This window comes from Bartonella sp. B17, from assembly GCF_053795755.1.
Map to the genome: position 1 here is coordinate 1,270,445 of NZ_CP200032.1, position 25,290 is coordinate 1,295,734.

Annotated in this window: 28 protein-coding genes and 1 pseudogene; 8 read left to right on the forward strand and 21 right to left on the reverse strand. The window is 38.9% G+C overall.

The genetic code is table 11. From position 1 onward, the window contains the following. Positions 1–94: 94 nt before the first annotated feature. From V4B18_RS05695 to V4B18_RS05730, 8 genes are all read right to left on the reverse strand, one after another. Positions 95–2,764 carry a DUF6990 domain-containing protein gene (locus V4B18_RS05695; protein ID WP_455475491.1) on the reverse strand — a complete coding sequence of 890 codons (2,670 nt, stop codon included), beginning with the start codon at positions 2,762–2,764 and terminating at the stop codon, positions 95–97. A 139-nt stretch (positions 2,765–2,903) separates the two neighbouring features. Then, on the reverse strand, positions 2,904–3,377 hold the full coding sequence (locus V4B18_RS05700; RefSeq protein ID WP_455476544.1) for an SMI1/KNR4 family protein: 474 nt from the start codon (positions 3,375–3,377) through the stop codon (positions 2,904–2,906). A gap of 128 nt (positions 3,378–3,505) precedes the next feature. Then, positions 3,506–3,970, reverse strand: a complete 465-nt coding sequence (locus V4B18_RS05705; RefSeq protein ID WP_455475492.1) for an SMI1/KNR4 family protein — start codon at positions 3,968–3,970, stop codon at positions 3,506–3,508. Positions 3,971–4,098: 128 nt separating this feature from the next. Further along, complete coding sequence (locus V4B18_RS05710) at positions 4,099–4,566, reverse strand: SMI1/KNR4 family protein (RefSeq protein WP_455475493.1); 468 nt, start codon at positions 4,564–4,566, stop codon at positions 4,099–4,101. Positions 4,567–4,695: 129 nt separating this feature from the next. Next, positions 4,696–5,160 carry an SMI1/KNR4 family protein gene (locus V4B18_RS05715; RefSeq protein WP_455475494.1) on the reverse strand — a complete coding sequence of 155 codons (465 nt, stop codon included), beginning with the start codon at positions 5,158–5,160 and terminating at the stop codon, positions 4,696–4,698. 163 nt (positions 5,161–5,323) lie between these two features. After that, entirely contained in the window at positions 5,324–5,440 is a 117-nt protein-coding gene (locus tag V4B18_RS05720) for a hypothetical protein (RefSeq protein WP_455476545.1), read from the reverse strand. Between the two features lie 19 nt (positions 5,441–5,459). After that, on the reverse strand, positions 5,460–6,626 hold the full coding sequence (locus V4B18_RS05725) for an HNH/ENDO VII family nuclease (protein WP_455475495.1): 1,167 nt from the start codon (positions 6,624–6,626) through the stop codon (positions 5,460–5,462). 98 nt (positions 6,627–6,724) lie between these two features. After that, a complete protein-coding gene (locus V4B18_RS05730; RefSeq protein WP_455475496.1) occupies positions 6,725–6,925 on the reverse strand; it encodes a hypothetical protein in 201 nt (66 codons plus the stop codon). Between the two features lie 381 nt (positions 6,926–7,306). Here V4B18_RS05730 and V4B18_RS05735 point away from each other — a divergent pair. Next, a pseudogene (locus tag V4B18_RS05735) lies at positions 7,307–8,238 on the forward strand (YopJ/AvrA family T3SS effector serine/threonine acetyltransferase). A gap of 138 nt (positions 8,239–8,376) precedes the next feature. On the opposite strand, the gene V4B18_RS05740 reads toward V4B18_RS05735, so the two are convergent. The 3 genes from V4B18_RS05740 to V4B18_RS05750 form a co-directional block, all read right to left on the reverse strand. After that, positions 8,377–8,595, reverse strand: coding sequence for a hypothetical protein (locus V4B18_RS05740; RefSeq protein WP_455475497.1), 219 nt, complete (start codon positions 8,593–8,595; stop codon positions 8,377–8,379). A 128-nt stretch (positions 8,596–8,723) separates the two neighbouring features. Next, positions 8,724–8,951, reverse strand: coding sequence for a hypothetical protein (locus tag V4B18_RS05745; RefSeq protein ID WP_455475498.1), 228 nt, complete (start codon positions 8,949–8,951; stop codon positions 8,724–8,726). Then, complete coding sequence (locus tag V4B18_RS05750; protein ID WP_455475499.1) at positions 8,948–9,610, reverse strand: lysozyme; 663 nt, start codon at positions 9,608–9,610, stop codon at positions 8,948–8,950. Before V4B18_RS05750 ends, V4B18_RS05745 begins: the two co-directional genes overlap by 4 nt. Positions 9,611–9,818: 208 nt before the next feature. Between V4B18_RS05750 and V4B18_RS05755 the strand changes: the two genes are divergently transcribed. The 5 genes from V4B18_RS05755 to V4B18_RS05775 all read left to right on the forward strand — a co-directional run bounded on the left by V4B18_RS05755 (position 9,819) and on the right by V4B18_RS05775 (position 13,569). After that, positions 9,819–10,004, forward strand: a complete 186-nt coding sequence (locus V4B18_RS05755; RefSeq protein ID WP_455475500.1) for a type II toxin-antitoxin system RelB/DinJ family antitoxin — start codon at positions 9,819–9,821, stop codon at positions 10,002–10,004. 535 nt (positions 10,005–10,539) lie between these two features. After that, entirely contained in the window at positions 10,540–11,256 is a 717-nt protein-coding gene (locus V4B18_RS05760) for an AAA family ATPase (RefSeq protein WP_455475501.1), read from the forward strand. After that, the gene (locus V4B18_RS05765; protein WP_455475502.1) at positions 11,240–12,094 is read left to right on the forward strand and encodes a HesA/MoeB/ThiF family protein; all 855 of its coding nucleotides are present in this window, start codon (positions 11,240–11,242) and stop codon (positions 12,092–12,094) included. The genes V4B18_RS05760 and V4B18_RS05765 overlap by 17 nt, the downstream gene beginning before the upstream one ends. A gap of 5 nt (positions 12,095–12,099) precedes the next feature. Beyond that, on the forward strand, positions 12,100–12,348 hold the full coding sequence (locus V4B18_RS05770) for a hypothetical protein (protein ID WP_455476546.1): 249 nt from the start codon (positions 12,100–12,102) through the stop codon (positions 12,346–12,348). Positions 12,349–12,408: 60 nt separating this feature from the next. Continuing rightward, the gene (locus V4B18_RS05775; RefSeq protein ID WP_455475503.1) at positions 12,409–13,569 is read left to right on the forward strand and encodes an MFS transporter; all 1,161 of its coding nucleotides are present in this window, start codon (positions 12,409–12,411) and stop codon (positions 13,567–13,569) included. Between the two features lie 347 nt (positions 13,570–13,916). Here V4B18_RS05775 and V4B18_RS05780 read toward each other — a convergent pair whose 3' ends face one another. From V4B18_RS05780 to V4B18_RS05815, 8 genes are read right to left on the reverse strand one after another with little or no spacing between them, the layout of a single operon-like run. Then, entirely contained in the window at positions 13,917–15,227 is a 1,311-nt protein-coding gene (locus V4B18_RS05780; RefSeq protein WP_455475504.1) for a phage late control D family protein, read from the reverse strand. Next, positions 15,224–15,448: a tail protein X gene (locus tag V4B18_RS05785; RefSeq protein ID WP_455475505.1), complete on the reverse strand. Its 225-nt coding sequence runs from the start codon at positions 15,446–15,448 to the stop codon at positions 15,224–15,226. Before V4B18_RS05785 ends, V4B18_RS05780 begins: the two co-directional genes overlap by 4 nt. Continuing rightward, entirely contained in the window at positions 15,445–15,834 is a 390-nt protein-coding gene (locus tag V4B18_RS05790; protein ID WP_455475506.1) for a phage tail protein, read from the reverse strand. The genes V4B18_RS05785 and V4B18_RS05790 overlap by 4 nt, the downstream gene beginning before the upstream one ends. Before the next feature lie 5 nt (positions 15,835–15,839). Continuing rightward, entirely contained in the window at positions 15,840–18,050 is a 2,211-nt protein-coding gene (locus tag V4B18_RS05795; protein ID WP_455475507.1) for a phage tail tape measure protein, read from the reverse strand. Next, positions 18,031–18,210 carry a GpE family phage tail protein gene (locus V4B18_RS05800; protein WP_455476547.1) on the reverse strand — a complete coding sequence of 60 codons (180 nt, stop codon included), beginning with the start codon at positions 18,208–18,210 and terminating at the stop codon, positions 18,031–18,033. Before V4B18_RS05800 ends, V4B18_RS05795 begins: the two co-directional genes overlap by 20 nt. Then, positions 18,159–18,443 (reverse strand): phage tail assembly protein, encoded by a 285-nt coding sequence (locus V4B18_RS05805; protein ID WP_455475508.1) that lies wholly within the window; start codon positions 18,441–18,443, stop codon positions 18,159–18,161. Before V4B18_RS05805 ends, V4B18_RS05800 begins: the two co-directional genes overlap by 52 nt. 2 nt (positions 18,444–18,445) lie before the next feature. Next, entirely contained in the window at positions 18,446–18,952 is a 507-nt protein-coding gene (locus V4B18_RS05810; RefSeq protein WP_455475509.1) for a phage major tail tube protein, read from the reverse strand. Next, positions 18,952–20,343 carry a phage tail sheath subtilisin-like domain-containing protein gene (locus tag V4B18_RS05815; RefSeq protein WP_455475510.1) on the reverse strand — a complete coding sequence of 464 codons (1,392 nt, stop codon included), beginning with the start codon at positions 20,341–20,343 and terminating at the stop codon, positions 18,952–18,954. The genes V4B18_RS05810 and V4B18_RS05815 overlap by 1 nt, the downstream gene beginning before the upstream one ends. 163 nt (positions 20,344–20,506) lie before the next feature. Here V4B18_RS05815 and V4B18_RS05820 point away from each other — a divergent pair, with 163 nt between their 5' ends. Continuing rightward, positions 20,507–20,815 carry a type II toxin-antitoxin system HigB family toxin gene (locus V4B18_RS05820; RefSeq protein WP_455475511.1) on the forward strand — a complete coding sequence of 103 codons (309 nt, stop codon included), beginning with the start codon at positions 20,507–20,509 and terminating at the stop codon, positions 20,813–20,815. Positions 20,816–20,817: 2 nt separating this feature from the next. Further along, on the forward strand, positions 20,818–21,189 hold the full coding sequence (locus V4B18_RS05825) for a helix-turn-helix domain-containing protein (protein ID WP_455475512.1): 372 nt from the start codon (positions 20,818–20,820) through the stop codon (positions 21,187–21,189). Here V4B18_RS05825 and V4B18_RS05830 read toward each other — a convergent pair. Continuing rightward, the gene (locus V4B18_RS05830) at positions 21,184–22,134 is read right to left on the reverse strand and encodes a Bgr_08870 family protein (protein WP_455475513.1); all 951 of its coding nucleotides are present in this window, start codon (positions 22,132–22,134) and stop codon (positions 21,184–21,186) included. The two genes, V4B18_RS05825 and V4B18_RS05830, sit on opposite strands and share 6 nt — an antisense overlap. 12 nt (positions 22,135–22,146) lie before the next feature. After that, entirely contained in the window at positions 22,147–25,290 is a 3,144-nt protein-coding gene (locus V4B18_RS05835; protein ID WP_455475514.1) for a DUF4815 domain-containing protein, read from the reverse strand.

Sequence of the window (25,290 nt, forward strand, 5' to 3'; positions counted from 1 at the left end):
AGCCGTTCCTGCCAACAGCAATGCTTTCACTTTTAAAAACAAGGCAAGAACGGCAAAGAAATTCAACAGAAGCTCCTAAACAGAAGCTTCTTTCTTATTTTTTCTTCCAAAAACGAAAAAAGCCCCTCTGAGAAGCTTCAGAATGGGTCGGTAAGCTCTTTTCTACCTGTTCAAGCAAAGCGTAACTAAGTTGCTTAGATTCTGCCACTGCTTTGGCTAAAACCATTGCGCGTTCAAGATTAACCGGTTGGATGCTCTCATCAAAACCCAAACGATCCTTTGCGGAAAAGCTCTTGTGATAAGACTGCAAAGTCTCAACATCCCCTAACAAAGCCAAAGCACTAATATGCTGCAAAGCATAATGCGCATCATTTGCCTTACCAGTTGCGCTTTTTTTCCTTTGCCAAGGAGGCGTACCATAATAAGAACGAAGAATTTCAGCAAGATCAATGGCTGTTACTGCCCATTTTAAAATGTTATTAAGAACCTCCTTTAAGTAATCCGCACTCACCTCTGGATCAAAGATTTCAAGCCCTTTCGCTTCAAAATTAAGCTCTAAATCCGGTAGGTCTTGAGAAAAGCTAGGGTCAATCATCTTGCACGCAGAAGTCAAAATACCAGTAACTATCAAAAGACCGCTATCAAATTGCGGACAATCTTCAATGATTTCGTCGTTATACAGCACTTGCACTTCACGATCCGCCAATTGATAAATTGCTAAATGATCCCCTTCTTCATTGAGTTTTTCAACCGACCAGCCTAGACTTTGCAAAAGCGCTTTTGCACTCTCCATGGTCAAGGTCTCTTCTGCATAATCCGCTTCAGTGAACTCTTCCTCTTCTTCTTCATCCATAGACGGGGCATCTGTAGACGCTATATCAACAGGCGCTATAGCTGGAGGCGTTACATCAACAGACGGTGCATCTGGAAGCGCTGTTGTCTGATCCAAACTCAAAAGTGGTGCACTTTTAGGAAAACCAGAGCGATAATTCCGAGCAATATAAAAAAATCGCTTAGTCAACTGTTGTGTAATGCCTTCTACAAAACCTAAAGAATCTCCTGCACTAAAACTCTCCATATAAAATTTAAGCTTTTCAACATCCCCAATCAAAACAAGAGCAACAAGGTGACGCAACGCAAGCTCATATTCACTGTTGGTCGGTAAAGCAGCATAATCATAGAGGATTTGAGTGACATTTTGTTGATGAGCCCAACTAAGAACATCCGTACAGATCTGTTTCAGTTTGCCTGCCTCTATTTCGGCATAAGATACTCTATAAACATCGTCTGCCTCTTTGAGTGGTGTATATTGGGGCATGTCAAGAAAGATATGCCGATGCGCAGTGGAAAAACCAACTGTGGAAAGCGAAGCCTTGAATGCAATAAGAGGGCTTTCGCCTTCTGTGTCAAGACTATACACGATATTGATGAGACGACCTTTAGCTAGAAAATAAGCATTACGATCATGGTTTTTATCCTGATAAACCGTCCAACCCATCGCTTTTAACTGCTCGTCAATCTTCTTAAAAACAGCCAAAGCCTGCGCACCAAGAGACGCCTCTTTTGCTTTTCTCTCATTGAAGATTTTCAGGTAATCTTCCGCAAATTCAACTGCGCGGTTAACATAAGTTTCTGCGTCACTATCCTCCAAATGTTCAGAAATCGTCCCCGCGGCAATGAAGTTTTGATAGGATTTTAAGACATCGATTTTGCCCATCAACGCTAAACATGCTAAATGCCAAACTATGTCTTGGTAGAAGTCATATTTCTGGACAAGCGCTTTACTTTCTATTGTTGCAGCTAAATCTTTGTTATGTGCCCATTGTATCACTCGGTCAGAGATGTTGCCAACTTCTTGCTCATTCAATATCTTGACACAAATATTAATTCCTCTATCAATCCCCCTAAAATAACCACCTCCAATGGTGCTAAAAGAATCATACATATCCGTAGATGATATAGGGCTATATTTCCTATCAAAATAAATATAATTACAAGCTTCGGAAACTTCTTCAGTGGAGATCTCTGCTTCAATACGGACATTGTATTTATCAAGGAGATGCACAAAGCCAAATTCAAACAGAACAAAACGATCGGGCAAAGACAGCCACATGTCTCCAAACTCATTAACAACAAACCAGCCTTGGGTTTTAAGAACACGCTTGACGACTGTGGGGCTCATCAAACGATTTTTTGGCTTTTTGCCTGCCAAAACATCCTCTAATTCCCCATTTTTATAGGCTTGGGCAAAAATAAGAAGGCGCTCCTTATCAGTCATCGTTTCATAATCAGCAAATTCTGGCACAAGAGTTTTGGGTTTGGATGCATTCCTTTTTAAAGCTTCTACATCGCCAAGCACAGCGGTTGCAGCAAGAAAATGATCGGCAGCTTTTTCGCGTAATATTTGTTCGATATCCTGTGCTTGTGCCCACGCTAGAACCCTGTTTAATGCCGCTTCAACATGGTTTTCAGAAAGATCTGGAGCTGTAATCCCGAACTCCTCCTTGGTAGAAATGAGCCTATCTTCATATGGATCCCGCTTTTTACCCATATAATATTCCCAAGCAAGACAATAAGGAGCAGTGGTGAGGCGAACCATCCATAACTTCAAGCTTCCCTCACCCCCTCCATAATTTTTAACCTTATAGCCCATGCTCACAATACGATCAGGAAAATGATACCGCGCATAGGTATCATTCGCGTCATCACGATAAGTCTTCCAACCATGCTTTTTTAAAATTGCTGTGACATCTTTTATTTTCATGAATTCCCCCCCCCAAAAAAAATTGCTATTCGCTATAAACTGCAACGTTCCACCAATAGCGATATCTCACTCTTGAAATGAAGAAAAAAATAGCAACTTAAGATGGCAATTCGAAAATAAAGCAGACATAAAAAGAAAGCTATTCTGCATGTGCCTTAATTCTTTTACACAAAAATTCATAAAAATTACTTGCGTAATAATAGCACTCTCCAAATCCCGATTCAAAATAAAGTGGGCATTCACCATTCTTAAATTGAGAGTAATCAAAATAAAGTGTTTCACCCAAATCAGTTCTACTAACAACGAGCCGTTGTGGTTTTGCCAAACCAAGTCTTATATCATTAAAGTATTGGTAAACAATATCACCAACAGGAATAACAGAAAGGTACTTCAAATCGATATCATAAAGGCTAAATATTTCCTCATTACCAATGTCTCCTCCTTTATAATTTTTTAAAAAATCCTTATAAGAAGATGTGAACTGCAAACCAAGAATTTCTTCAGCCACCTTAACCCGTGCACCGTCAACCGCTTTATTTTCAGTCCCAAAATTGATAATGTTACTATATTTATCAACTAATTGTATGACATCGGATAAAGTATAAGTTGTCATAATGTCTCCCCAAATTGTTACCCTCATTGCAAGCTGTTCTGCCAATAGCGATGCTTTCATTCTTGAAAGGAGAGGCAAATAGCAACTTAAGATTGCACTTCAAAAATAAAGCAGACATAAAAAGAAAGCTATTCTGCGTGTGCCTTAATTCTTTTACACAAAAATTCACAAAAATTACTTGCATAATACTCTGAATCACCAGATAGATTCCTGACATAAAGTGGGCATTCACCATCCTTAAATTGAGAATAATCAAAGTAAAATGTTTCACCTAAATCAGTTTTACTAACAACAAACTGTTGTGGTTTTGCTACACCATTTTCTATATCTTTAAAGTTTCGGTAAACAATATCACCAACAGGATAATACGTAAAATCTCTATCATAAAGGCTTAATATTTCCTCACCATCAATGTCTCCTCCTTTATAATTTTTTAAAAAATCCTTGTAGGAGGATGTGAACTGCAAACCAAGAGCTTTTTCAGCTGTTTCAATTACTACATCATCAACCGCATCATCCGCAGTACCGAAATTAATAATATCACTATATTTATAGCCTAATCGCACAACATCATATAGAGTGTGAATTTTCATAAATTTTCCTCAAAAGCCCGTTATTCGTATTGTAAATCGTTCTTGCCTATAACAATGCTTACATTCCTGAAAACAAAAAAATAGCAACTTAAGATTGCACTGCTAAAATAAAACAAACATAAAAAAAGCTATTCTAAGTTTTCTTTAATTCTTTTACACAAAAATTCATAAAAATTACTTGCATAATAACAGGGATCTCCAGAGTACCCTATTCTAAGATAAAGTGGACATTCACTATCCTGAAATTGAGCATAATCAAAGTAAAATACCTCCGCAAAATCAGTTGTACTAACAACGAGCTGCTGTGGTTTTGCTAAACCACTTTTTACATCATTAAAATGCCGGTAAACAATATCGCCTCCAGGCTTATACTTAAAATCCACATTATAAAGGCTTAATATTTCCTCACCATCAATGTCTCCTCCTACATAATTTTTTAAAAAATCCTTGTAAGAAGATGTGAACTGAAAACCAAGAGCTTTTTCAGCTTTTTCAATTACTATATCATCAACCGCTTTATCTGCAGTCCCGAAATTGATAACATCACTATATTCATCAACTAATTGTGCAACATCAGACAAAGTGTAGGTTTTCATAAAGCTCCTCAAAAATCATTATTCGCATTGCGAGCCTTTCTTGCCGATAGCGACGCTTTCATTTAAAAAACGAGAAAAGAATGGCAAATAAAAATTACACTTCTAAAATAAAACTGACATACAAAAAATTTATCTTAATTCACCTTTAATTCTTTTACATAAAAACTCATAAAAGTTACTTGCGTAATAATGGCAATTGCCGAGTCCTATCTCAATATAAAGCGGACATTCACCATCTTTAAATTGAGAATAATCAAAGTAAAATGTTTCATCAAAATCATTTCTACTAACAACGAGCTGTTGTGGTTGAGCTAAACCACTTTCTATATCTGTTAAATGATAACAAACAATATCACCCCCATGTTTATACTTAAAATCTGTATCATAAAGACTCAATATTTCCTCACCACGAATCTCTCCTCTTGCGTAATTTTTTAAAAAATCTTTGTAAGAAGATGTGAACTGCAAGCCAAGAGTTTTTTCAGCTTTTTCAATCACTATATCATCAACCGCATTATCTGCGGTACCAAAATTAATAACGTCACTATATTCATCAACTAGTTGTGCAACATCAGATAAAGTGTAAATTTTCATAGCTCATTCTCTCCATAAATTATTCTATAAATTACTTTTTTTCTCTTTTTTAACCACAAACCATTTTTTCTCATATTTTACCCTAACGTAGCAGAACCTGCGCCGTTAACTGATAACATTCATGCCAATGATAGTATCTCACACATAGATTAGTTCCCATATATCAATTAATTTTTTTATCTGTAAACCCTTTCGCTCGACCCTTCCAATACTCTCCTCTCCACTTATCAAACTGTTTCCTATCAATAAGCGATTTCTCTGTGTTGGGATAAATGTGAATAACGTTGTCTGATCCAAACTCAAAAGTGGTGCATTTTTAGGAAAACCAGAGCGGTAATCCAGAGCAAAATAAAAAAATTGGTCAAAGAGCTATTCTTATTATGGAACTCTTTCGTAACCTCTGCTATGGAGCCATCTGGTGTTTGTAACATGTGATGCAACTCAATTGGTCTACCACTGAAATCCCAAGGTGCTCTTCCTGTTGCCATCCTTTCAATATTTGTGCCTTTTACTATTTCTCCTTTTTCTGTCCATTCAACAATCGCATACGGATCAAACAGATCATTTCTTTGGTAAACTTTACTTATCTGACCCATTTTTTTATCTGTATATTCAATGGGTTTCCAGAATGTGTTTTGCGTAACAGCGGCTTTAGAGCTGTTTTTTTCGAGGGATTGGGCAACTTCACTGCCTGTTTTTACCCCTGCTGTTTCAGCTTCAACGGCGGCTTCGATAAGAGGCTTTTTCGTAAGCTTGTCCGCAAGCTTTGTACCTGCTTTGCCTACAAGCTTTACACCTTCTTTGGCTACTCCAACCCCGCTAGCTCCTAATGACACTATCTCGGTTAATAATTTTCCGGCTTCCACACCAGCATTAAAGGCTCCAGCAGCGCCCGCTTTTTCAAATTCCTCCACGAGGCGATCAATACGCTCTGCATAAGACTGTTTAATCCTATCTATTCCATCACCACTGGTGATCAAATCTTTGACTGCTGTCAAAGTCTCGATAGGATGGAGCCCCATGTGCACGAGATCATTAATGGTATCGTATAATTCAGCAGGCACACCAGCAACGACACCGAGAAAAAGATAGATGTCTTGCTCATTGTCAATCTCGTGCCATTTCTCGTTAATGTCTCTTCGACACTGATCGTCAAGACACTCAGCCAATTCTCTCTGCATCTGAGCTTGTTGTGCGCTGCTGAGGTAATTATTCTCTGCGGCATTGCCAGCCGCATCGGCACCGGTATTCACATCCCCACCAGCAAGTGCTGCTGCAAAGCCCCCCGCAACCCGCGCCACATCAATGGTCTGCACCTTAAAGTCAGCAAACTGAGCATCAATCTTTGCGTTTAGACCAGCTTGCTCTTCCGCTGTTAATGTCCGCCCATCTAGATCGCCCACTTCCTCTTGGAGAAGACCTTTAATCCACGACCCATATTGCAGCATTGCCGCTGCCTCACCCACAGCACCGCCGATCGCACCACAGATACAAGAATTTTTCTTTATTTTTCAAATAGTTATTTAAAGTCATTAAAAAGATAAACCACTTTTTAAACCACCTTTCATGATGTTGTTACAGTACTATCAGGTGGAACCGTGACTATGGCAAACCATTCCGGTAAAAGGTTAGCAGAAACGTTGTGCGAAATCTCTTCAATGATTTTTACAAGAGTTTTGGCTAGCCTTCTTTTGCCACCAACATAAGCAACTGCTGGTGTAACAGGATCAATAGATTTTAATATTTCAGAAGAGATTGTATCCATTATTTCTTCATACTTTTCATATTTTAAAGCACAGATTTACTGCTTAGAGATTTTAAGGATGAATAAACACAAAGTATTAAATTAATATTTTTAATATTAAATAAGATTAAATTTTTACATTTATCTATTTTTACAAAGAATATGAAATAATGATATATGTATTTTTTTATTTTATAAAAATAATTATAATATTATATAAATATAATTTCAGTTTATATTAAATAAACACTTTATATTATAATTATTTTTACTTTTAATGATATAGTCCACGAGATATCATTTTTACACTTTGATAGGTAGTGAATCATTTCTTTAGACATTATTTGACCAAAATGTAAATCAATTATATCCAGCATTGATTACTAGCTGGAGGTTAATACTATGAAACCGCATGATTTTAAGGTTGTCGCCTCTTCTTCACAAACGCAAGAAAGCGATGTTGCAAACGAGCCACCGGAAAGTGCCCGCGCAAATTTAGAAAAAGACACTTCTTCAGAAGAAGATAGAGAATTCAGTCCTGAAGAATTAAAAAGTGTTATTGCAGGTTTAGAGAAAGATATTGCCGATGGTAGTTGGATACATACTAATTATGCGCATGTAGATATCAGAATAATGCCTGCCTTGGTAGAGCAAGCAAACAAGAAATATCCAGACATGAATCTTCAATTAGCAAATGACCCTGACGATCTTGCTCGTCTCATGAAAAAAGCAATCGATGATGGAGTTCAATCTTCTAGATTTATAATTAGATTGAAGGATAGAGGAGTTCATTTTGCTACCATTGATCATAAAACCTTTGACGGCAAAAACTCCTTCATATTTTTTGAACCTACAACATTCAATGGCATACAACAAGCAAGACTAGCGATAAGAACACAACTCGCTGTTGATTCTCAAGAATTACCTAATTGCCATTTTTCCATGGTGGAGATGGATATTCAACGAAGCGCTTCTGAGTGTGGGATATTTAGTTAGCTCTAGCTAAAAAACTTCATATTGAATCTGACCGATTAAGAAAAATGCACGAGGATAATGTTGAAGATATATTATGTGAACCAGATATGCCTTTACCCTCTCATAAATTAGATCAGTATCTTCCTGTTACTTTTTACAAGCATACACAAGGAAGGAAACGTCTCCAAAAATATATAGAATCAAACCCAAGCGCTGTAGGTGAAAAAGTTAACAAAAAAGATGAAACTATCTTTGAAAGATACGATAAAAACTCAGTTACAACCGAAGAAGGTAAGACTGTCTCTGTTTCGTCACATCAGAAGAGAATTCGTGAATATAGATCTGCCCTCACTTTATGAGGCAATTTTAGTTATTTAAATAAATACTTTATCATTACTATCATGTTTGCTTTTAGTAATATGAAATGCAAAATTATTGCAGAGTATGAATGTTATATATTTTATAATAAAAATAAAAAGATTTTTTGATCTTTATTTTTAATTTTTTAAAAACCACTGCTTTAAGTGCGTAAAGATATTGTCTATCGCTTCTATGAGACGCGAAAATTCAAGAATAAATAGAAAGATGATGAATACAATCCATTTCATAAAACGAGACATCATTTTCACACTTTGGTAGATAACAATCATTTCTTGAAGCATTTCTTTTTCTGCATTGGTTAGCTCTGTCACTTTTTCAGTTTTTCTTCTGGCCATGTTTCCACCCACACAAACGTTCACCTTGCTGGTTATGCTTTAAAATGTCTCTTGCTAAAGTTGAGCTAATTGCCGTAACATCTTGCTTACTCAAGTAAATGGGCATCCAACAAACACAAGCAGAACGTTCATTTATCACGCACCCACTTGGTAAGATCAGCACGCACATCAGCATCACTTTTCTTGTTAATCTCATTTTCCACCTCAAGCCTTGTTACTGCTGCCTCTAAAGCTTTCTTTATTTGCTTCTGTTGCTCAACCTTCTTTCCAAAGTAAAAAGCTTTTGCTATGGACATAAAAAAAGCAGCCAAAGCTGCCATAATGAACATGAAGTTTTTCCTCATCCACCACATCATAAGCATTGCTCACCAAAGCGTTTGGCTACAAACATAACACCGATACAGGCTGCTACTATCATAATAGTTGCCAATGCCCATTGAACTGGACCATTGCCCGCTAACAAGCCTCCAAGTCCTGAAAAAGAACTAATGATTGGTGCAAGAATTTCTGCTTTGAAAGAACCTGTTGGCTCTTTTATTTCTACCGCCTGATAATTTGAACAAACATAAGAGCCTTTTGCCCATAACCCTGCTTCTGCTGCACGGCGGTTTACAAGCCCTTGCAAACGCTTTCCTCCTGCTTGCGTCCATCTCTGTAATTCAAATGGCACTGCTTCATAATCCCCTTTATTCAGCTTTCTGAGCAATGTTGAATTGCAAAATGCTATCGTTCCTACATTATAACAAAAGGAGACTAACGCTACGAATTGCTCATTGGTTAAAGGAACAACGACTGCCTGCTCAATAGCCTTCTCAAATTGTTTTAAATCTTGAAATAAAATATCCTCTGCCACTTTTTCAGTGATGTTCATATTTTTATGAACAAAAGGCTTTCCAGAGTTACTCGTATGACCATAACCTATTGTCCATAAACCGGTAGCATCTTGATAAGATTGCAAGCGCAATCCTTCCCATTGCTTAATGAGAGCAAGTCCTTCTTTGGATATTTTTCGCATTGTTTCCCTCCATAAAAAAAGCCCCGCAAAACGCGGAGCTGATTGACATATTAAAATTTAAATTCTTTTCTGTCTTAAAAGATTCAAATAATATAAAAATAAACACCTTTAACTAAAAATATTATAAACTCTTGCCTTTAAAGCAGAGAACGATTGCTTAAAAACATTAAAATAATAAAATTAAACTCCAATTTTATTACATTGAAATATGATTAATAAAATAACAATGATCATGGATGCCAATCAAGTTATTCAAGCCCCTGGTTTATCAATGAGCGATATCGTGAGAGTTTTGATGACCTGTATTGCAAAAGGTAAAGCTATTCTACTTGCCTTATTTCAGCCAAGTAAAGAAACAAGAGCAGTTTTTGCTGAAATTGATAAAAACAGATGAAAAAGTCTCGTTTTGTAGATGAATTATTCCACAATTTATATGCGGAAGATTGAACATACCAACCATCTATCTTCACACGCAATTTCAAACGCGAAATGAAAAAGCGTTACAGCCACTCTTGGAACACTAACTTGCGTAAAATCACTCCCCCCCTTTGAAAAATTAACTATCAGAGAGCTAGTAACGTAATCACGCATTAACTAAAAAGTATAAAATTATACCATATTTTCAAAGTTTGGTAAAATTAAATTGACGTTATAAAATATGTTACTTGCAAAAATATTATCATTCTGAAAAGATATTTTTCAAGAATATACGTTTTAAAGGAGGTTCAAATGAACGTAAAATCAGGCAGTAAGGTAGTAGGAACGAAGATCAAGACTTATTCCTCTACATCTGTTAAAGTGAAATCTTTGATTTGTGATAGTATGACATCGTAATTAAAAATAACGTAGTGAAGTATTGAAAGGGGTTGCATGCCCCTTTTATTATAATTTGAGGTAATATGCATTTACAGAGTGGGGATGCGTTGCTATTGGTTAGCAATGTAAAAAAATGTGGAATCAATTTAAGTATCCTAGGCTTAGAAAAGAGGGCTCCGTATATTGGTCGCGAAGATGTAATAAGAAAGGCGATGGTTTCTTTGTTTTGCGCTTATAAGAAAAGCATCGCTATTTCTGGTTCTGCTGGATGTGGAAAGACTTCTTTTGTACGTGAACTTGCCTGTAGACTTAATCAATCTAATGCCATATCGAATGGATACTTCATATTAGAAGTTAGCTTAGGAAGTGTGATATCCGATACGGGATTGCGGGGGGAGTTTGAGCGAAAAATAGAAACTTTAATAGAAACCGTTTCTCCGTATGAGAATGTAGCTTTGTTTATTGATGAAGGGCATTCAATTGCTAATACCAAAAGTGATGGAGGTATTGGCGCTATGGATTTATTTAAACCTTTTATGCTGGAACAGAATTTAAAGCTGATTATAGCAACAACTTCTGCTGAATTAGCGCATATTCAAAGAGATACTGCGTTTTTTCGTAGATTCCATCATATAAACTTGAGTGAATTATCAACAGATGAAAAAATGTGTGCCATGAGACTACATATAAAATATCTTGAAGAATATCATGGGTGTAGATTTTGTTATGATAATTTGAATTTTGATAATACAAAAGATCTTCACGATTTATTGAGTTATGTAGATCTTCAGCTTGCCAGTGAGAGATTTAAAAATGAATTCGTTATATGAGAACAAGTATGTTTATTCGTATACTATATCGGCAAAGCAAGAAGGAAGCGAAGTTTTGATCGGTGCGGATATACATAACGTTATAGCCCTTGACATGAGCGATACATCACCGAATGTTATAAAGGCTTTGGCATGTTTTGACGCAGAAAATACTGTAGGTGATATAATATTAAAACATGATCTAAATACCGCAGAAAGCGAAGATTTTTTGTATTTAACAAAATACATGCTCGACAATAAAATAATAGAACCTCCATTTTTAAAGGAAGATTCTATTAAAAAAATTGGGCTAAGTGAGAGTGAATACGCAAGATTCGATAGACAAATTAACTTATTCAAACATACATTGGGTAATTTTGACGATGCGCTTTTAGTTAATGCAAAATTAAAAGACGCCAAGATAGCTATAATTGGTTTGGGTGGATGCGGAAGCTATGTTTTTTATACATTATCTGCAATGGGTATAGGACACATTAAAAGCTATGAATTTGACATTGTTGAAGAATCAAATTTGTCTAGGCAAATACTTTATAATTATAATGATTTAGGTAAAAAAAAGATTGATGTTGTTAGGGATAAAGCATCGTATATTAGTCCTTCCACTACATATGAATTTTATGATAAAAAAATAGACAATATAGAAGATGCGTGCCGCTTATTCAAAAACGTTGACCTTGTTATATGTGCAGCAGATAATCCAAGGCCAGATTTTTTTCATTTGATGAATCAAGCTGTTTTTAATATGATGGGCGCACTATTATATGTAGGTTCAGCCACAACAAATGCTATTATTGGCCACTTATTATTCCAGGTAAAACCAGATGTTATTCATGTGTGAACCATATGAAGGATGTCAATGAATGTGAGTTTAAGTTTGTTAAGAATATCAAGAAAAACTATATGAATAGTTTGATAGATCCGTATAATGCGGTCGCTGGTTCTTTGGCTGCTCTTGAGGCAGTGAAATATTTAACGAATTTTGACAAATGTCAAATTATGGAACGTACATTATTCATTGATTTTTCTGGATATCAAATTGACAAAACTGAAGATCCATATAGTGGCTATTGCCATATTTGTAATAAGATATGAATTTATGCGCTTCATATAAAGTAATGCACCAGTTATTTTATTAGCACTGTTGGTGAGTGAATGGTTAGTATATTAACATTTGGTTTCTTATTTAACGGTATAAGAATTCTGACAGGTGCCTTTGTTGTGTTTTATATGCTTGAAAAAGGATTAACTATTGTCGATATAGGTATAATTAAATCATTTCAAGCTTTTATTATAATGGTTACAGATATTCCTCTTGGATATTTTGCAGATAGAAAAAGTTATAAAATATCTATAATTTTGGCGTCGGCTTTTTCAGCCGCATGGCTGTTTCTTATGGGAGTTTCTAAAGGCTTTTGCGGTATTCTTTTGGCAGAATTTTTTAATGCGCTGTCACTTACATTGATTGCTGGTGCCTACAATGCTCTACTTGTTCAATATGCAAAAACAAAGCTTACGTCTACTAAAAAGGTGCTTGGTTCTAGCTCTCAATATAATTATACTGGAATGTTTGTATTTAGTTTGGTAGGCGCATATTTTGCTGATTATTCTAGTCAATATATATGGTACGTATCTGCATTTTTAATGATGATTACAACAATATTTGGTTTATTTTTTTTAGATGATCTAAAAGGAGAAAAAAAAATAAAACAGACGAATTCTCTAATTTCTGACGCAAGAGAGATGTTATCTATTTTTGTTAAGGTTCCTTATATATCTCTATGTTTTTATTTTTTACTTATTTTTTTCAATATATTCTCGCAATATTGGCAGTGGATATTTAAAGACTATAATATCGACGTAACTTATTTCTATCTTGGTGTGATATTTTCTCTTATATTGCTTTCTCAACTACTAGCTAGTTTTTTATTTACAAAACTGAATGAGAAGATGAATTTCATTTTACTGCTATCTCTTTCAACTTTTATGATTTTGACGGCTGCTTTCTTTTATCCAAGAAAGGAAATTGCCGTTGCTTTAGTATGCACGATTTTTTATTTAATTAAACAAGCATCCCTTCGTACAGAAGTTATCCTGCACGACAGCATCAGCGATAATCTCAGAGCAACGTATGAATCCTTTCTCTCAACTGCTGGAAGATTTAGCTTATTGGTGATTTTTTACATCAGTGCGTATATGGTAAATATATTTGGTTTTCTGTCTCTAGTTTACATTTTCGGTATATTTATGTCCATATTTATTTTTTGCTGTGTTTTTTTAGAAAGAATCCTTAAAAAATCTCGACGAGAATATTAATTTATCCGGTATCATTAAATTTCCCCCAGTAGCTTAATATATCAAAGCGCATACCACAGGTCTTTATCAATTAATTGGCTTTTAATTTTTTTACATTCAATAAAATGATAACAAACCTACCTCCCCTTCTCATTTTGAGTCCAATCATAGGAAGTTCTCTTGCTATGCTTAGCGTAAGATGATACTCTTTTAATACTACATTTCAACATCTTTAATATCCACCAATTATTGCGAATATGAAAATAAAGCCTTTCTTTTTGAAGGAAGAAAATTTGATCTATATCTTGCAAAAGCATTATTTGTTTTTACTCTTAAATAAATTCCTTTATTGTTTTTAAGGCGTTTTCTCACACATCTCCCTCATCCATATGGATGACATCCTCTCCTTCACCATATGACGCATCAGATGGAGCGTTGGGATCGATGATGTCATCTTTGTCTGGTGTTGTATTTGCGACGTTTCCCGCAGCATCTTCTTGTGCTTTATTAAAGAGCTCGCATTCTATGTTTGTGGTGTAACCACCTATCTTATCAAGTTTGTGCTTAATGCTTTTGATGCGCCATTCTGCTGGAATATAAGGTCGGAAAGGCGGTTCTTGAATAAGCTTTGCTTCTGCTTGGATCAGGGGATTGCCACCCATGCTACACGAAAAGGATGATTTCCCACGTGATGATTTGTTACGATAGGAAGCAATGGCTGCAACAGCTTCTGATTGATTATGGTAGGTATATTTTAATTCATGAAAGGGTGCATTCCCAACTGTGACCTCTTTTTTCTCACCACTGCGTAAATCATAATAAGCAGCAAGAACACCACCCTTTTTCTCTTCCTCTTGTTCAGGTGTTTGTTCTGTTTCTTTTAGATTTGGTGATGTAGAGTTTTCTTTTGTCTCTCCTTCATCCATATGGATAAAGTTTTCATCTTCCCCAATTTCTTCTGGTGCTCGTGCATTGGCAGCCGCTTTTTGATCGTTCCCCACATCTATTTCTAAGCCATTGGCTGCACCTGCTTCCTCACGTGCGCTGTACTTAAAATCCCAAGAGCTACACATTTGTTCACTGATGAAAACAATAGGAAGTAGCTCACCTGTTATAGCTTTACCAAACCCACGCTTGGCAAGCACAAGTTTGCCATCAACAGGCTTTGCAACAGCATCATATTCTGCCGCAAGGCGTGCAGCAAAAGCCATATCACTTTCCGCTGTTTGGTCAATGTGACGCACAACAATCTTTGCTAACGTGGGATCAACCTTTGCTGTATAGCCATTGCGTTTTGCTATCTCTTGGATAATGTTGCCCAATGTTGTTTGATGATAAGACTGGCTTTTGGGTGTTCTGTAGGAAGTGTTCATTGAAGCCGCACGCCCTGTAACACTTAAGCTTTGTGGAGGGCTGCTTACCGATATTTCATCAATCAAGTAAGTGCCCATATCTCGCACGACTCCCCCTTCATAACCAAGAGTGAGAGAAATCACTGTTCCAATCAAAGGAATATCAAGAAAGCCATTGTCATTTTCCCGTGCACGATCATCAAGCTCTATGGTAACACGATCGCTTTTCTCTTCTGCTTCATCGGTGATTTCAATCGACAAAACATAATCCATTAAAGAGTTGGTAATGTCTTCACCATTTGCCGTAATCTTACAAAAAGGCTTCATGATTTGCTCCCCCAGATTCTAATCACTGGTGTGGCTTTAGGATAAGGGAGTGAAGGCAAAATGATTGTTATGCCTGCTTTTAACAGAGCGCCATAATTTGCAAGACCGTGGTTCGCAGCATAAACACGTTCAACAGCAAGGGCTTGCTGACCCTTGGGATAATATTTCCAGCAAATGGCATCAACCATATCGCCTTCTTCTGTGATGTAAAGATCACTCACCAACCCCCTCCATCTTCTCCGTATTCTTTTAATTTCACGGTAAATTCTTGTTTCTTGGGAGTGCCGTTTTTATGGAAAAAGCTTTGCTTTTCCTCAACAGAAAGAATGACAAACTTCCCTAAAATCCTCCCCTGTCCCGTCACAAGGATATGCGCACCGTTATGTGCCATTTTTCGCAGTTGTTCTATCTGTCCAGACCCACCTTTAAAGTCTGGATACACCACACCTGTTAAAGAAAATTCTGCATTGGCAACAGCTGGCAATTGCAGTGCAGCTTTTCTCCCCAATCGCCCCTGCTCAACCCATGGAATATCGTACAACAGATCAAGTTTTTGATAAGCTGCCGTTTCCACCGAAAAAATAAAATTTCCCAAAGCTAACATCATGGCAATTAATCCGAAAAGCTCGAAGCTATCGCCAAGCGTTGTTGTCTAGCATGACGTTCAAGAGCTTGATTAACAGCAGCATGAATGTCATTAGGAGAGCCACTTCCTCCCGAAATATTCAAATTGCTAATCGTGATAGAAGCATCTATTTCAGAAGGCTTATGAACCATGATTGGTTCAGAAATGTTAACAGCTTCAGCTTTTATTTTTGTCGTTTCAATTGAGTGATTACTGTTTTGTTGTTTAGGTGGAGTATTGGTAACAACTGTTGCATCGGCTATTCTCTTTACGCGTGCACCAGTTTCTTCAGTAAGATTTTTAATAGTCTCAGTTGAATTTTCGTTGATTGTAGCGCTAAAACCTAGCTTTTGTTGCATCCAATTTGGCATCCAGCTCGTCAATTTTTTAACCGCACCGTCAAGCCAATCGGACATCGTCTGCCATGCGCTTTTTATGCCATCCAAAAGTCCGCTAATCAGGTTAGCGCCTGCATCCATTAAGTTGACTCCAAACAACCAGTCAATCAATGAATTGATCTTTTTTGCTATCCAATAGAGCGGTGAAAATTCTTTAAAGAGAGTAACAAGGGTACCAAAAACATCACTGCATAAAGCAGCAAAGGAATCCCATAACTTGCTTAGATAGCTTGTTACCGTATCCCAGTTTTTGTAGAGTAGATATCCTGCCCCAACAAGTAATGCAATACCGCCGATTATCCAGCCTACAGGCGTGGTCATGATTGTGATGCCAAGCGATACAAATGCTGAACCTACTGCGGCTAACGATGAAAGCAGTGATCTTCCAAGAGTTGCAACAAACCTCATAAAAGCTGAATCAACCGCAACTAACGCTGAAAGCAGTAACCTTCCAAGAGTTACAGAAAGCCCGATAAATGCTGAGCCTACTGCGGTTAATACCGGAAGCAGTGATCCTATAAGAGCGATAGTAAGCCTGATAAAAACTGCACTAATCACAGCTATAGATGTGACCAACCAACCATTAATTTTATCCCAGTTTTTGTAGAGTAGATATCCAGCTCCAACAAGCAATGCAATACCGCCGATTATCCAGCCTATAGGTGTCGTTGCTATAGCAAAACCAAGCGTAACAAACGCTGCTCCAAGTGCAGCTAGTGATGCAATGAGTGGCCCAAAAATAAAAGAACCAAGTGCAACAAGACCAATCTTCAAGAGGGTTATTTCACCAATCAGCGGCTCCATCCACTTAAACCAGCCTTTAATCCTTTCTGTAATATTAGCAATATTCTTTCTTAAATCGGAAGCAGGATCCCATAGATCTTTAAGCACTTGTTTTAAGGATTTTGCCCATTGCGTAACCGTTGTTTGAATGAGTTCTCGGTTTTCATCAATCAATACGGAAAAGGCATCAATCAGATCGTTCATAACAGGCATGAAACGCGCCCCGATAAAACTAGCAACCCCACCTATTTTTTTCTTAAAAGCACCAAGCTTATCACTTAAATCTGCTGCATACTGTGCAACATCTGCCCCTATAAGCCATTTCCCCTTTCTTGCCTTTGCAAAAAGCTCTTTGATGGGCTCCATGCCTTGCGACAGCATGGTAGCCATTTCCTTGCCATCCCCACCAAAAAGCAGAGCCGCAATCTGTTGTCTTTGTGCTTGATTGTGCATCTTGCTCATCTTGTCGGTAATTTCTTCCAACAAAACTAAATTTGATTTAAGCTTCCCTGAAGCATCTTTGACAGAAATGCCAAGTGCCTCAAATCCCATAATACCTCTTCTTTGCCCTGCATATGCTTGTGCAGAACGCCTATTTAGCACCGCTAAAGATTGTTGAAAGAGTTCAGCAGAAGTCCCCGAATTATCCGCTGCATCACCCCATAATTGAAGTGCTGCAACACTCATGCCTAAATGCCGCGACGCATGGTAAAGACTATCCCCCATATGCATGGTTTTCATAGTGACAGCACTCAAACTTGCCACCAAACCACCACCAGCAATTCCTAAAGCACCAGAAAAGACCGCTGTGCGACTTGCCGCTGTGCCAAGGGCACTTTGAACACCCTTAAGACTTGCCGTCATCTTTGTTACCGCAGCAGAAAAGCGAGGCACACCCAACTTATGCGATAATTTCTCTGACAACTCTTTAAACTGCTTCTGCACACGCTTAAGAGGTGCGGTGATTTTATCCTCAAGCGTTAATCTTACCTTTGCGTCAGCAACTTTTTTGCTCATTTTGTTTATACCTTTCTGCGGCTTTTTTTCGCCAAAAGATTAACTCTTGCGGTTCCATTTCCAGCATGTCTGACAGTGGCCAATGAAAAACGATCGCTATATCTGCTATCAGTTTAGCGGCGGTCTCCCAGTCGAGGTATCCCGCCGCTTGATAAAAGATTCTAAAATCTCTCCAATGCTCGACAAATCTTCAATATCCAGTTCTCCAACCGCTTCATATGGCCATTCAGAAAGACGCGCGATCATTGCTATCGTTTGCTCGATCCCTTCCTTTTTATCAATCGCTTGCAAATCCTTTGTTTTCGCACGCCGTAAAGTGATTTCTGTATGTTCTTTTCCTTCAAATTTAACGGGAACAAGTAATTGATGGGTCATGCTTGGTTGTGTTGCCATTTTTATAATCCTAAAAGTTCTCTGTGTTTTGCTAATTGATCGACACCATTGAATTTTCTGACCATGTTGATCGCATCGATCTCGACAACCTCAACGTCCTTCTGAACATATTTGAAGTAATGCAATGTGAATGTCGCTGTAGACGTTGCTTTACTGCTTGGCTGCCATTCTGCCATTTCAAAACCTTTGCAAAGCCCTCGCATGGTGATGACCACCCCTTCTGCTGGTGTACCTTGCGCTTGCATCGAACTTCGCAAGGAGATGTCAACATCAGACCGTCCCAATTGCGTCATAAGCTCTGGAGAACAATCAGAAATGGTCATGGTCAGTGTTAAAACCTCAAGTCCCAGATCAAGCTCAATGGGCACATCCATGCCGCCGCCACGGTAACTTTCAACAACGAGGTTCAAATTCGGCAAAGTCACGCTTTCACACTTTGCCTGATAAGGAATGCCATCGACATAAATGTTAAAATATTTCAAAATCCGCGGTAAAATTGGTACAGCCATCAAGCAATCTCCTCTAAATAATCATTGGTAATGCGTGAACGGAAAGTGATGTGTTCTGCTGGTGTTGTCGGTGTAAATTCAACATTGAAATAAACTTTGCCGTCTTCGATAGCACTTGCTGTATTAAGCTCTGTATCAGGGGCGCAGCGCCCTCCAAGAATTGCCCCTTGTGCTTTTAAATCGCGCAAATAGGCATTGACGCTTTCGCTGACATCGCTCAGGTAGGTTGTTTTGATATTCCTATCGACAGCCCACAGATGCCCACGCAAAATGGCATCGTTAATCATATCCGCAGTTCTCACCACCGATAAAAAAGCAAATTTTGTATCACTTGAAAGCGTGCGGTTTCCCCATAAGCGATAACCGTTTTCGCGGATAATGGTTGTGATGTTTTGTTCATTGAGAAGATTGGCACGGCTAGATCTGTCCCCAATGGAAAAATCAATCGGGCGCGCGACACCAACAATTCCATTGATGACTTTATTTGAAGGAGAATGCCAGAAACCATGCGTGAAATCTGTTTTGGCTATAACACCTGCAAATGCTGCACTTGCAGGCTCTTCTGAGATGTTTCCATTACGATTCACATGCACAAAAGGATCAATGATGATAGCGCGCTTTGAATCAAAATCCTTTGCCACAGACAAAGCTGCTTCATCCATTGTGTTTGGTGCATCAATCACCACAATAGCACGCAGACGTTCAGCGATACCAAGAAGCTCTGCTGCTACAGGATTAGAGGTTGCTTTGGTTTCAGCTATAGCTGTAGCACCAGTTCCGTCACCTTCAATTGTTACACTTGGTGCAGTTTGGTAATCAAGACCATGCTCTTTGATGACAACAGAGGTGATTTTCCCGTCTGAAATAATCGCCTCTGCCTTCGCTCCACCTGCAATTTTAACCGTCGCTTGGCTATAACCGCTACCTTGGTTCGTAACGTTAATTTTGCTAAGGGTTACAGGACGCTTATGTGTAAAGCCTGGAGCGACCAAAATACGTGGCGTTTGCCCAAGAAGTGATTGCGCTCCAATCAAAGCATGGACACCTTCATAAGCACCATTGGCATTGACACCACCAAGAACATTAGCCAATGTTGTGTGTTCGTTATCGCCTTCCTCCACCCGTACGACAACAACAATGGCACCCACTTGCTTGAAAATCAGATCAAGAGCATTTGGCAAAGTCCCGCGTCGCTTGCCTATTTTATCAAGTTTGGCTGCTTGTAAGAGTGATCCTGACACCAAAACTGGTGTATTGAGCGGAAATGCTTGTGCATCCGCATCGGGTGCAGTCCCCACAATCCCGATAACGGCTGATTGAGCCGTACGAAGTGAGCGCGTACCGTCATCGGACTCGATAACTTCAACGCCGTGCAAAAAACCTGCTGCCATTTCTATGCTCCTTTTAATAATTGGCTAATGTTAGTTGGATGGGAAAAATAGTAATTGGATAGCTGCCTTTAAAAGCTACATATCCTTGGTTTTTATGCTGTTGATAAAAATCTTGACTTAGTACCATTTTGGTACTATTTTAAATAAAAGTCAGGATATGTTTATGAAAATTATCAAAATCTCTACACTTCAAACTTTTTGGAAAAAATATCCTGATACTGAACAAGCGTTAAAAGCATGGGTCGATGAAGCGAAAAATGCACAATGGCGTTCTCCTCATCACATTAAAGAGAAATATAAAAGTGCAAGCATATTAAAGAATAATCGCGTTGTTTTTAATATTAAAGGCAATGACTATCGCCTAATTGTCTCGATCTTTTACTCAGCAGGTTGGCTTTATATAAAATTCATAGGAACACACAAACAATATGATGCAATTGACGCCAATACTGTAGAATTAAAGGAGTTTTAAAAATGGATATAAAACCCATTCGTACTGAAAAAGATTATCAAGAAGCATTGGAAATCATCTCTGCAATGTTTGACAATCAGCCCCAAATTAATACCCCAGAATTTGATAAAATGGAGGTTCTTGCTTTATTAATTGAAGCTTATGAAGCTGAACATTATCCTATTTACCCTCCTCATCCGATTGAAGCCATCAAATTTAGAATGGAACAAATGAATTTAACCGCTAAAGACCTCGTTCCTGCAATCGGTCACTTAAATCGTGTTTACGAAATTTTGAATGGAAAAAGAAAATTATCACTTCGCATGATTAGAAACTTGCACCAACAGTTTCATATCCCGCTGGAAAGCCTGATCCATTATCCGAAAACCTCATGATTTGATGGCATAAACAACCGTTGCATTCACAGGTCGTGTTTCTACTTCACCCGTTGAAGAAAGGGTGATTTTATGCGTGTGGGCACCACTAAGTTCTGTTATTCCTGAGTTTTTAAAATTACCAAAAGCAGGATTCCTACCACCTATTGAACCAGCTCCTCTAGAAGTGTCCCAATAATAAAACTTGTGTGTATGCTCGCCTGCCTCTTCAATGGTGCAAGCATGCGTATGCGATTTTATGCTGTCTTTTTGTTCGGTTGCAAAATCTCTTTCTAGGTCTAAACCACGACCATCATCAAAGCCACGTAAAAACATTCCTCTAAAATCAGGAACTTTAAAGGTTGTCTCACTGTCGGCTCCCCATTGATCCCCTATTGCCTCAAATAATTGCGGATAATCTTTGCGCTCATAGGTCGCACCATCACATAAAAGCCAACCACTTGGCACTTTCTGCATGGCAAATGTAGCAATGAATCCAGCGGGAAAAATTGCCTTCATTTTTTGCTGAATGTCATCATAGATTTCCTGAAGTGCCGCAGCAGCTTCATCCTTTGTGGAATAAGTCTCCTCAAGTCCAACAATATCTTCCATTTTATGTTGGTGCGCCCCCAACAGCGATTTAGCACTACCAAAAGTAAAACGATTATTGCTTGACTTGTAGAGAACATAATTATTAGCCGCATCTTGTGCACCTTCGACATCTGCTAACTCAGAGAGTGCAAAACTTTTCTCCGCAGGCATCTTGTCTTTGAGAGCTGTCTCAAGACCTGTAACATCGCTTATCATATGTATATGTTGTGAAGGTGCTTTTTCGTTTGCTTGTTCTTCAATATCCGCAATGGCTTGGTCAATTTTTGTGAGGTTTTCACGCAAAATTGGAAATTCAGAACTGATAAAACGACCTTCTTGAGGCAATTCCATCTCTAACTTTTTTGTTTTTGCCATCTTTTTCTCCAATTACAGTATGCCTGCACCAAAATCACGCACCATCGAGCGCGCTGCAGGGCTACCCGTAAGTGTTAATTTCAACCGTGCTTGTTTGGCTGTTTTGTTATCACTGATAAATTTTCGCTCCACCCAAAGCGGTTCAGCAAGTTGCTCTGTCTCCTCCAACTTCAACGGAACAAAAGCACCATCATCGAATTGAATATCCATGCTGAAGGATGAACCACCCGGCAAAAAGCTTTTGATATAACTGGTGAGCTTTGATCTTTCACCAAAAGCAAAAGCGCGAGTAACATAGGTGGCTTGCTTGTTAATTTTTCCGGCAATCAATTGAACTGGAGCAAATAACACAGGCGAGAGCTTTTCAGTCCCCTTGAGAACAGCACGGAGTTGAACTTTTTCGCTGATATATTCTGTTAAACTGAGTAATTGAAACGGGAGAAGCTGGTAGACTGTGCCATTGTTTCTTTCAATCTCAAACACAACAGAACAATCACTGGAAGGCAATTCTATTGCTGCCCGCACTTGTAAATCTGAGCAATCAACAAGATCGAACTCTCCTAAATCGACAACTTTTTCTGTTTGTGTATAACGTGCTGCTAACACACGAAAGGTTAAGGCCTCATCTTGATGGGCTGTCCAGCTTCGCGCATTAACAGAAGAAAAACGCGGACCCGTTACATAAGGGTGGCTTGAGACAACTCTTTGCTTTTCTTCGTCAAAATCTCCAAGTTTGGCTAAAGCAATAGAGTGATTACCGTCATCGGTCTTAATGACAAACGCTGTTAAGCGATCATTAGACACTGTCAATGGTATATCATAGCGTGCCCCCACCCAACCTGTCTTTGCCTCGTTCATGGAATAAAATGTTTGCGCTTGAATATCAGCTGTAGGAGTGCCATTTTCTGTCGTCACTAAATCAATCACCAAATCATGCGCGGGATCACCAATTTTACAAAGGTAAAAATCAACACCGGTTATTTGCCGTGTTTCATCGGGGATGAACACTTGCGCTTGCGGATCAAATTGTGTCCATATCCGCACCGTTGTTGTCCGCCGCATGACTTGGACATCAATCACGCCTTGCCCTGTAAAAAGACCCGTTGCAGTTGTTCCCCCTTTGCCCCGCGCCACAACATTTTTTGTTCCTGCAGTAATGTTTTCAGGAATCTTCAATGTCCCTTCAAGGGTTCCCTTGGCATCAGCAACGAGACGACTCTTTGGCAAAACATTGACGCCATCAAAGGTCAAGCTTTCCAAGATTTCTCCTTTGCCAAAACCTTCAATTTTAAAGCCAAGGTCAATTGGTCTTAAGAATTCTATTTGCTCTTGGTGGGCATTGACCAATTCATCTTTTGTTTCTGTTGTTCGGATAGTGCTGCCACGATGCCAACCCACATTCAATTGATTGGTCACACTTGAAAGCCAATCGGTGCGCTGTACATGCCAAAAATCTGTAGCGGGGTTCAGGGTGAGCCTACCGGGAAGTGGTGCAAAATTTTGATAAGGATTGATTTTTTCGCAAGCCGTCCTCAATTCTTGTGCAATGATGACTTCATTGTCCCAATCAAGGGTGACAGGAGAGTGTAAAGGAGCAGTGTAAAATGTTGGCTCAATGGCAAGCTGTAAAATGCCATACCCAATGGCACCTGTTTGCGAAAATCCCTCATCTCTGTAAGAGTCATCAAGGAAAGGATCGACAAACATTCCTTTTTTTGCAACAGGCTCTTTTGCATCAACATTGCTTTTAATCCGCTCTAACTGCATGAGACGGTCAAGGGAGAGAACACGCTGAAAATAGCGCCACATCTCATCATAAGGAGCAACCCGGGTGCCGTCATTTTTGACAACGGGCACATCCATCCAATTATTGGTGATCGTCGCTAAAGACAACACATCATCAGGAACACTAGGTGCCATAGGATCATCAGCTGAAACCCCTTTGATATAAACCACTGTGCCTTGCGTATTTAGACCAATCCGATCAATGCGGGGTAATTTATACGTATAACTGACAATGATATCACCCCCTTGTGCACCATCTGAGACAGTGATTTCTTGCGCGGTGACTTTATCAGCGGTAATTGGTGAACGATAGTGGTAGGTTACGGTGTAAACACTTCCCGGAAGAGGCTCATCACCAGCCAGCCCCCAATCGATCGTGTCACCGGTTTTTTTAAAATCAGTGCCTTCTTTAAACTCCTTATTCTCTTGGATGACTTTAAGAAACGACGTGATACTTTTATCAGGCACGCCATCACGTCCTGAAGCCACTGCACCCCGTGTTACATTCACAGTTTTTTCTTTGGTCAGCAAAAGAGAATGAATGGTGGCAACAGGAAAGTAATAGGGTTTAAAGGTAAAACTTGTTTCCCCTTGCTTTGGCGAAAAAATATGCGTTTCACTTGGAACAACCCCTTCAGAAAAATCTTCCAGTTCCTCGTATCTCAAAGCCGCAAGACGCTTGCGTTTAAAACCACTAATATTGGCTTCCCCTTCTTGAATACTGAAAACTTGGCTTTGTTCCTTTTTGCCCAAAGCTGTTACGCGGCAACCCCTGACAATATAGTGTCCATGGGCGCGATCGTAGGTTGCAATGGCTTGCATCGCCGGCTCAAGCAGTGATGGCGATTTTTGATCAATCAAAATGCCATCTTGCAGCACATAAACAGGGAAAAAAGCCCCTTCTTGAGGATCCTCTTTAAGTGCCCAGACCAGCTTGACGGTCTCGCGTGCTGCCCCTGGTTCACCTTCTGCCAATGTTCCCGCAACTTGACCCAACAACTGGGGATCATCCTCATGTGTGATCCACTGCTTTTGCAGTTTCACACCGATTTCAATGCGACCAACCATGGAAACATTCTCTAAAACAGCTCCTGAGACTGGAAAAATATCCCCTGCAATAAAAATCTTACCATCCGTTAAAGTAACAGTTTGGCTGTCTTTGTTTACAAAAGCATCAGCACGCTCAATGCGATCACCTTCTTTTGCCACCAATCGTCCTAAGCGATCATGACGCCCTCTGATGATTGTTTGCATCTCGTTCAACTCGCCGCTTTGAAGAAAAGAACGCTCTCCATAAAACACAACACTTTGTTGTTCATTTCTGCCCACAGACCTATCGATTGCGGATGGCAAACCACTTTCATGTTGCAT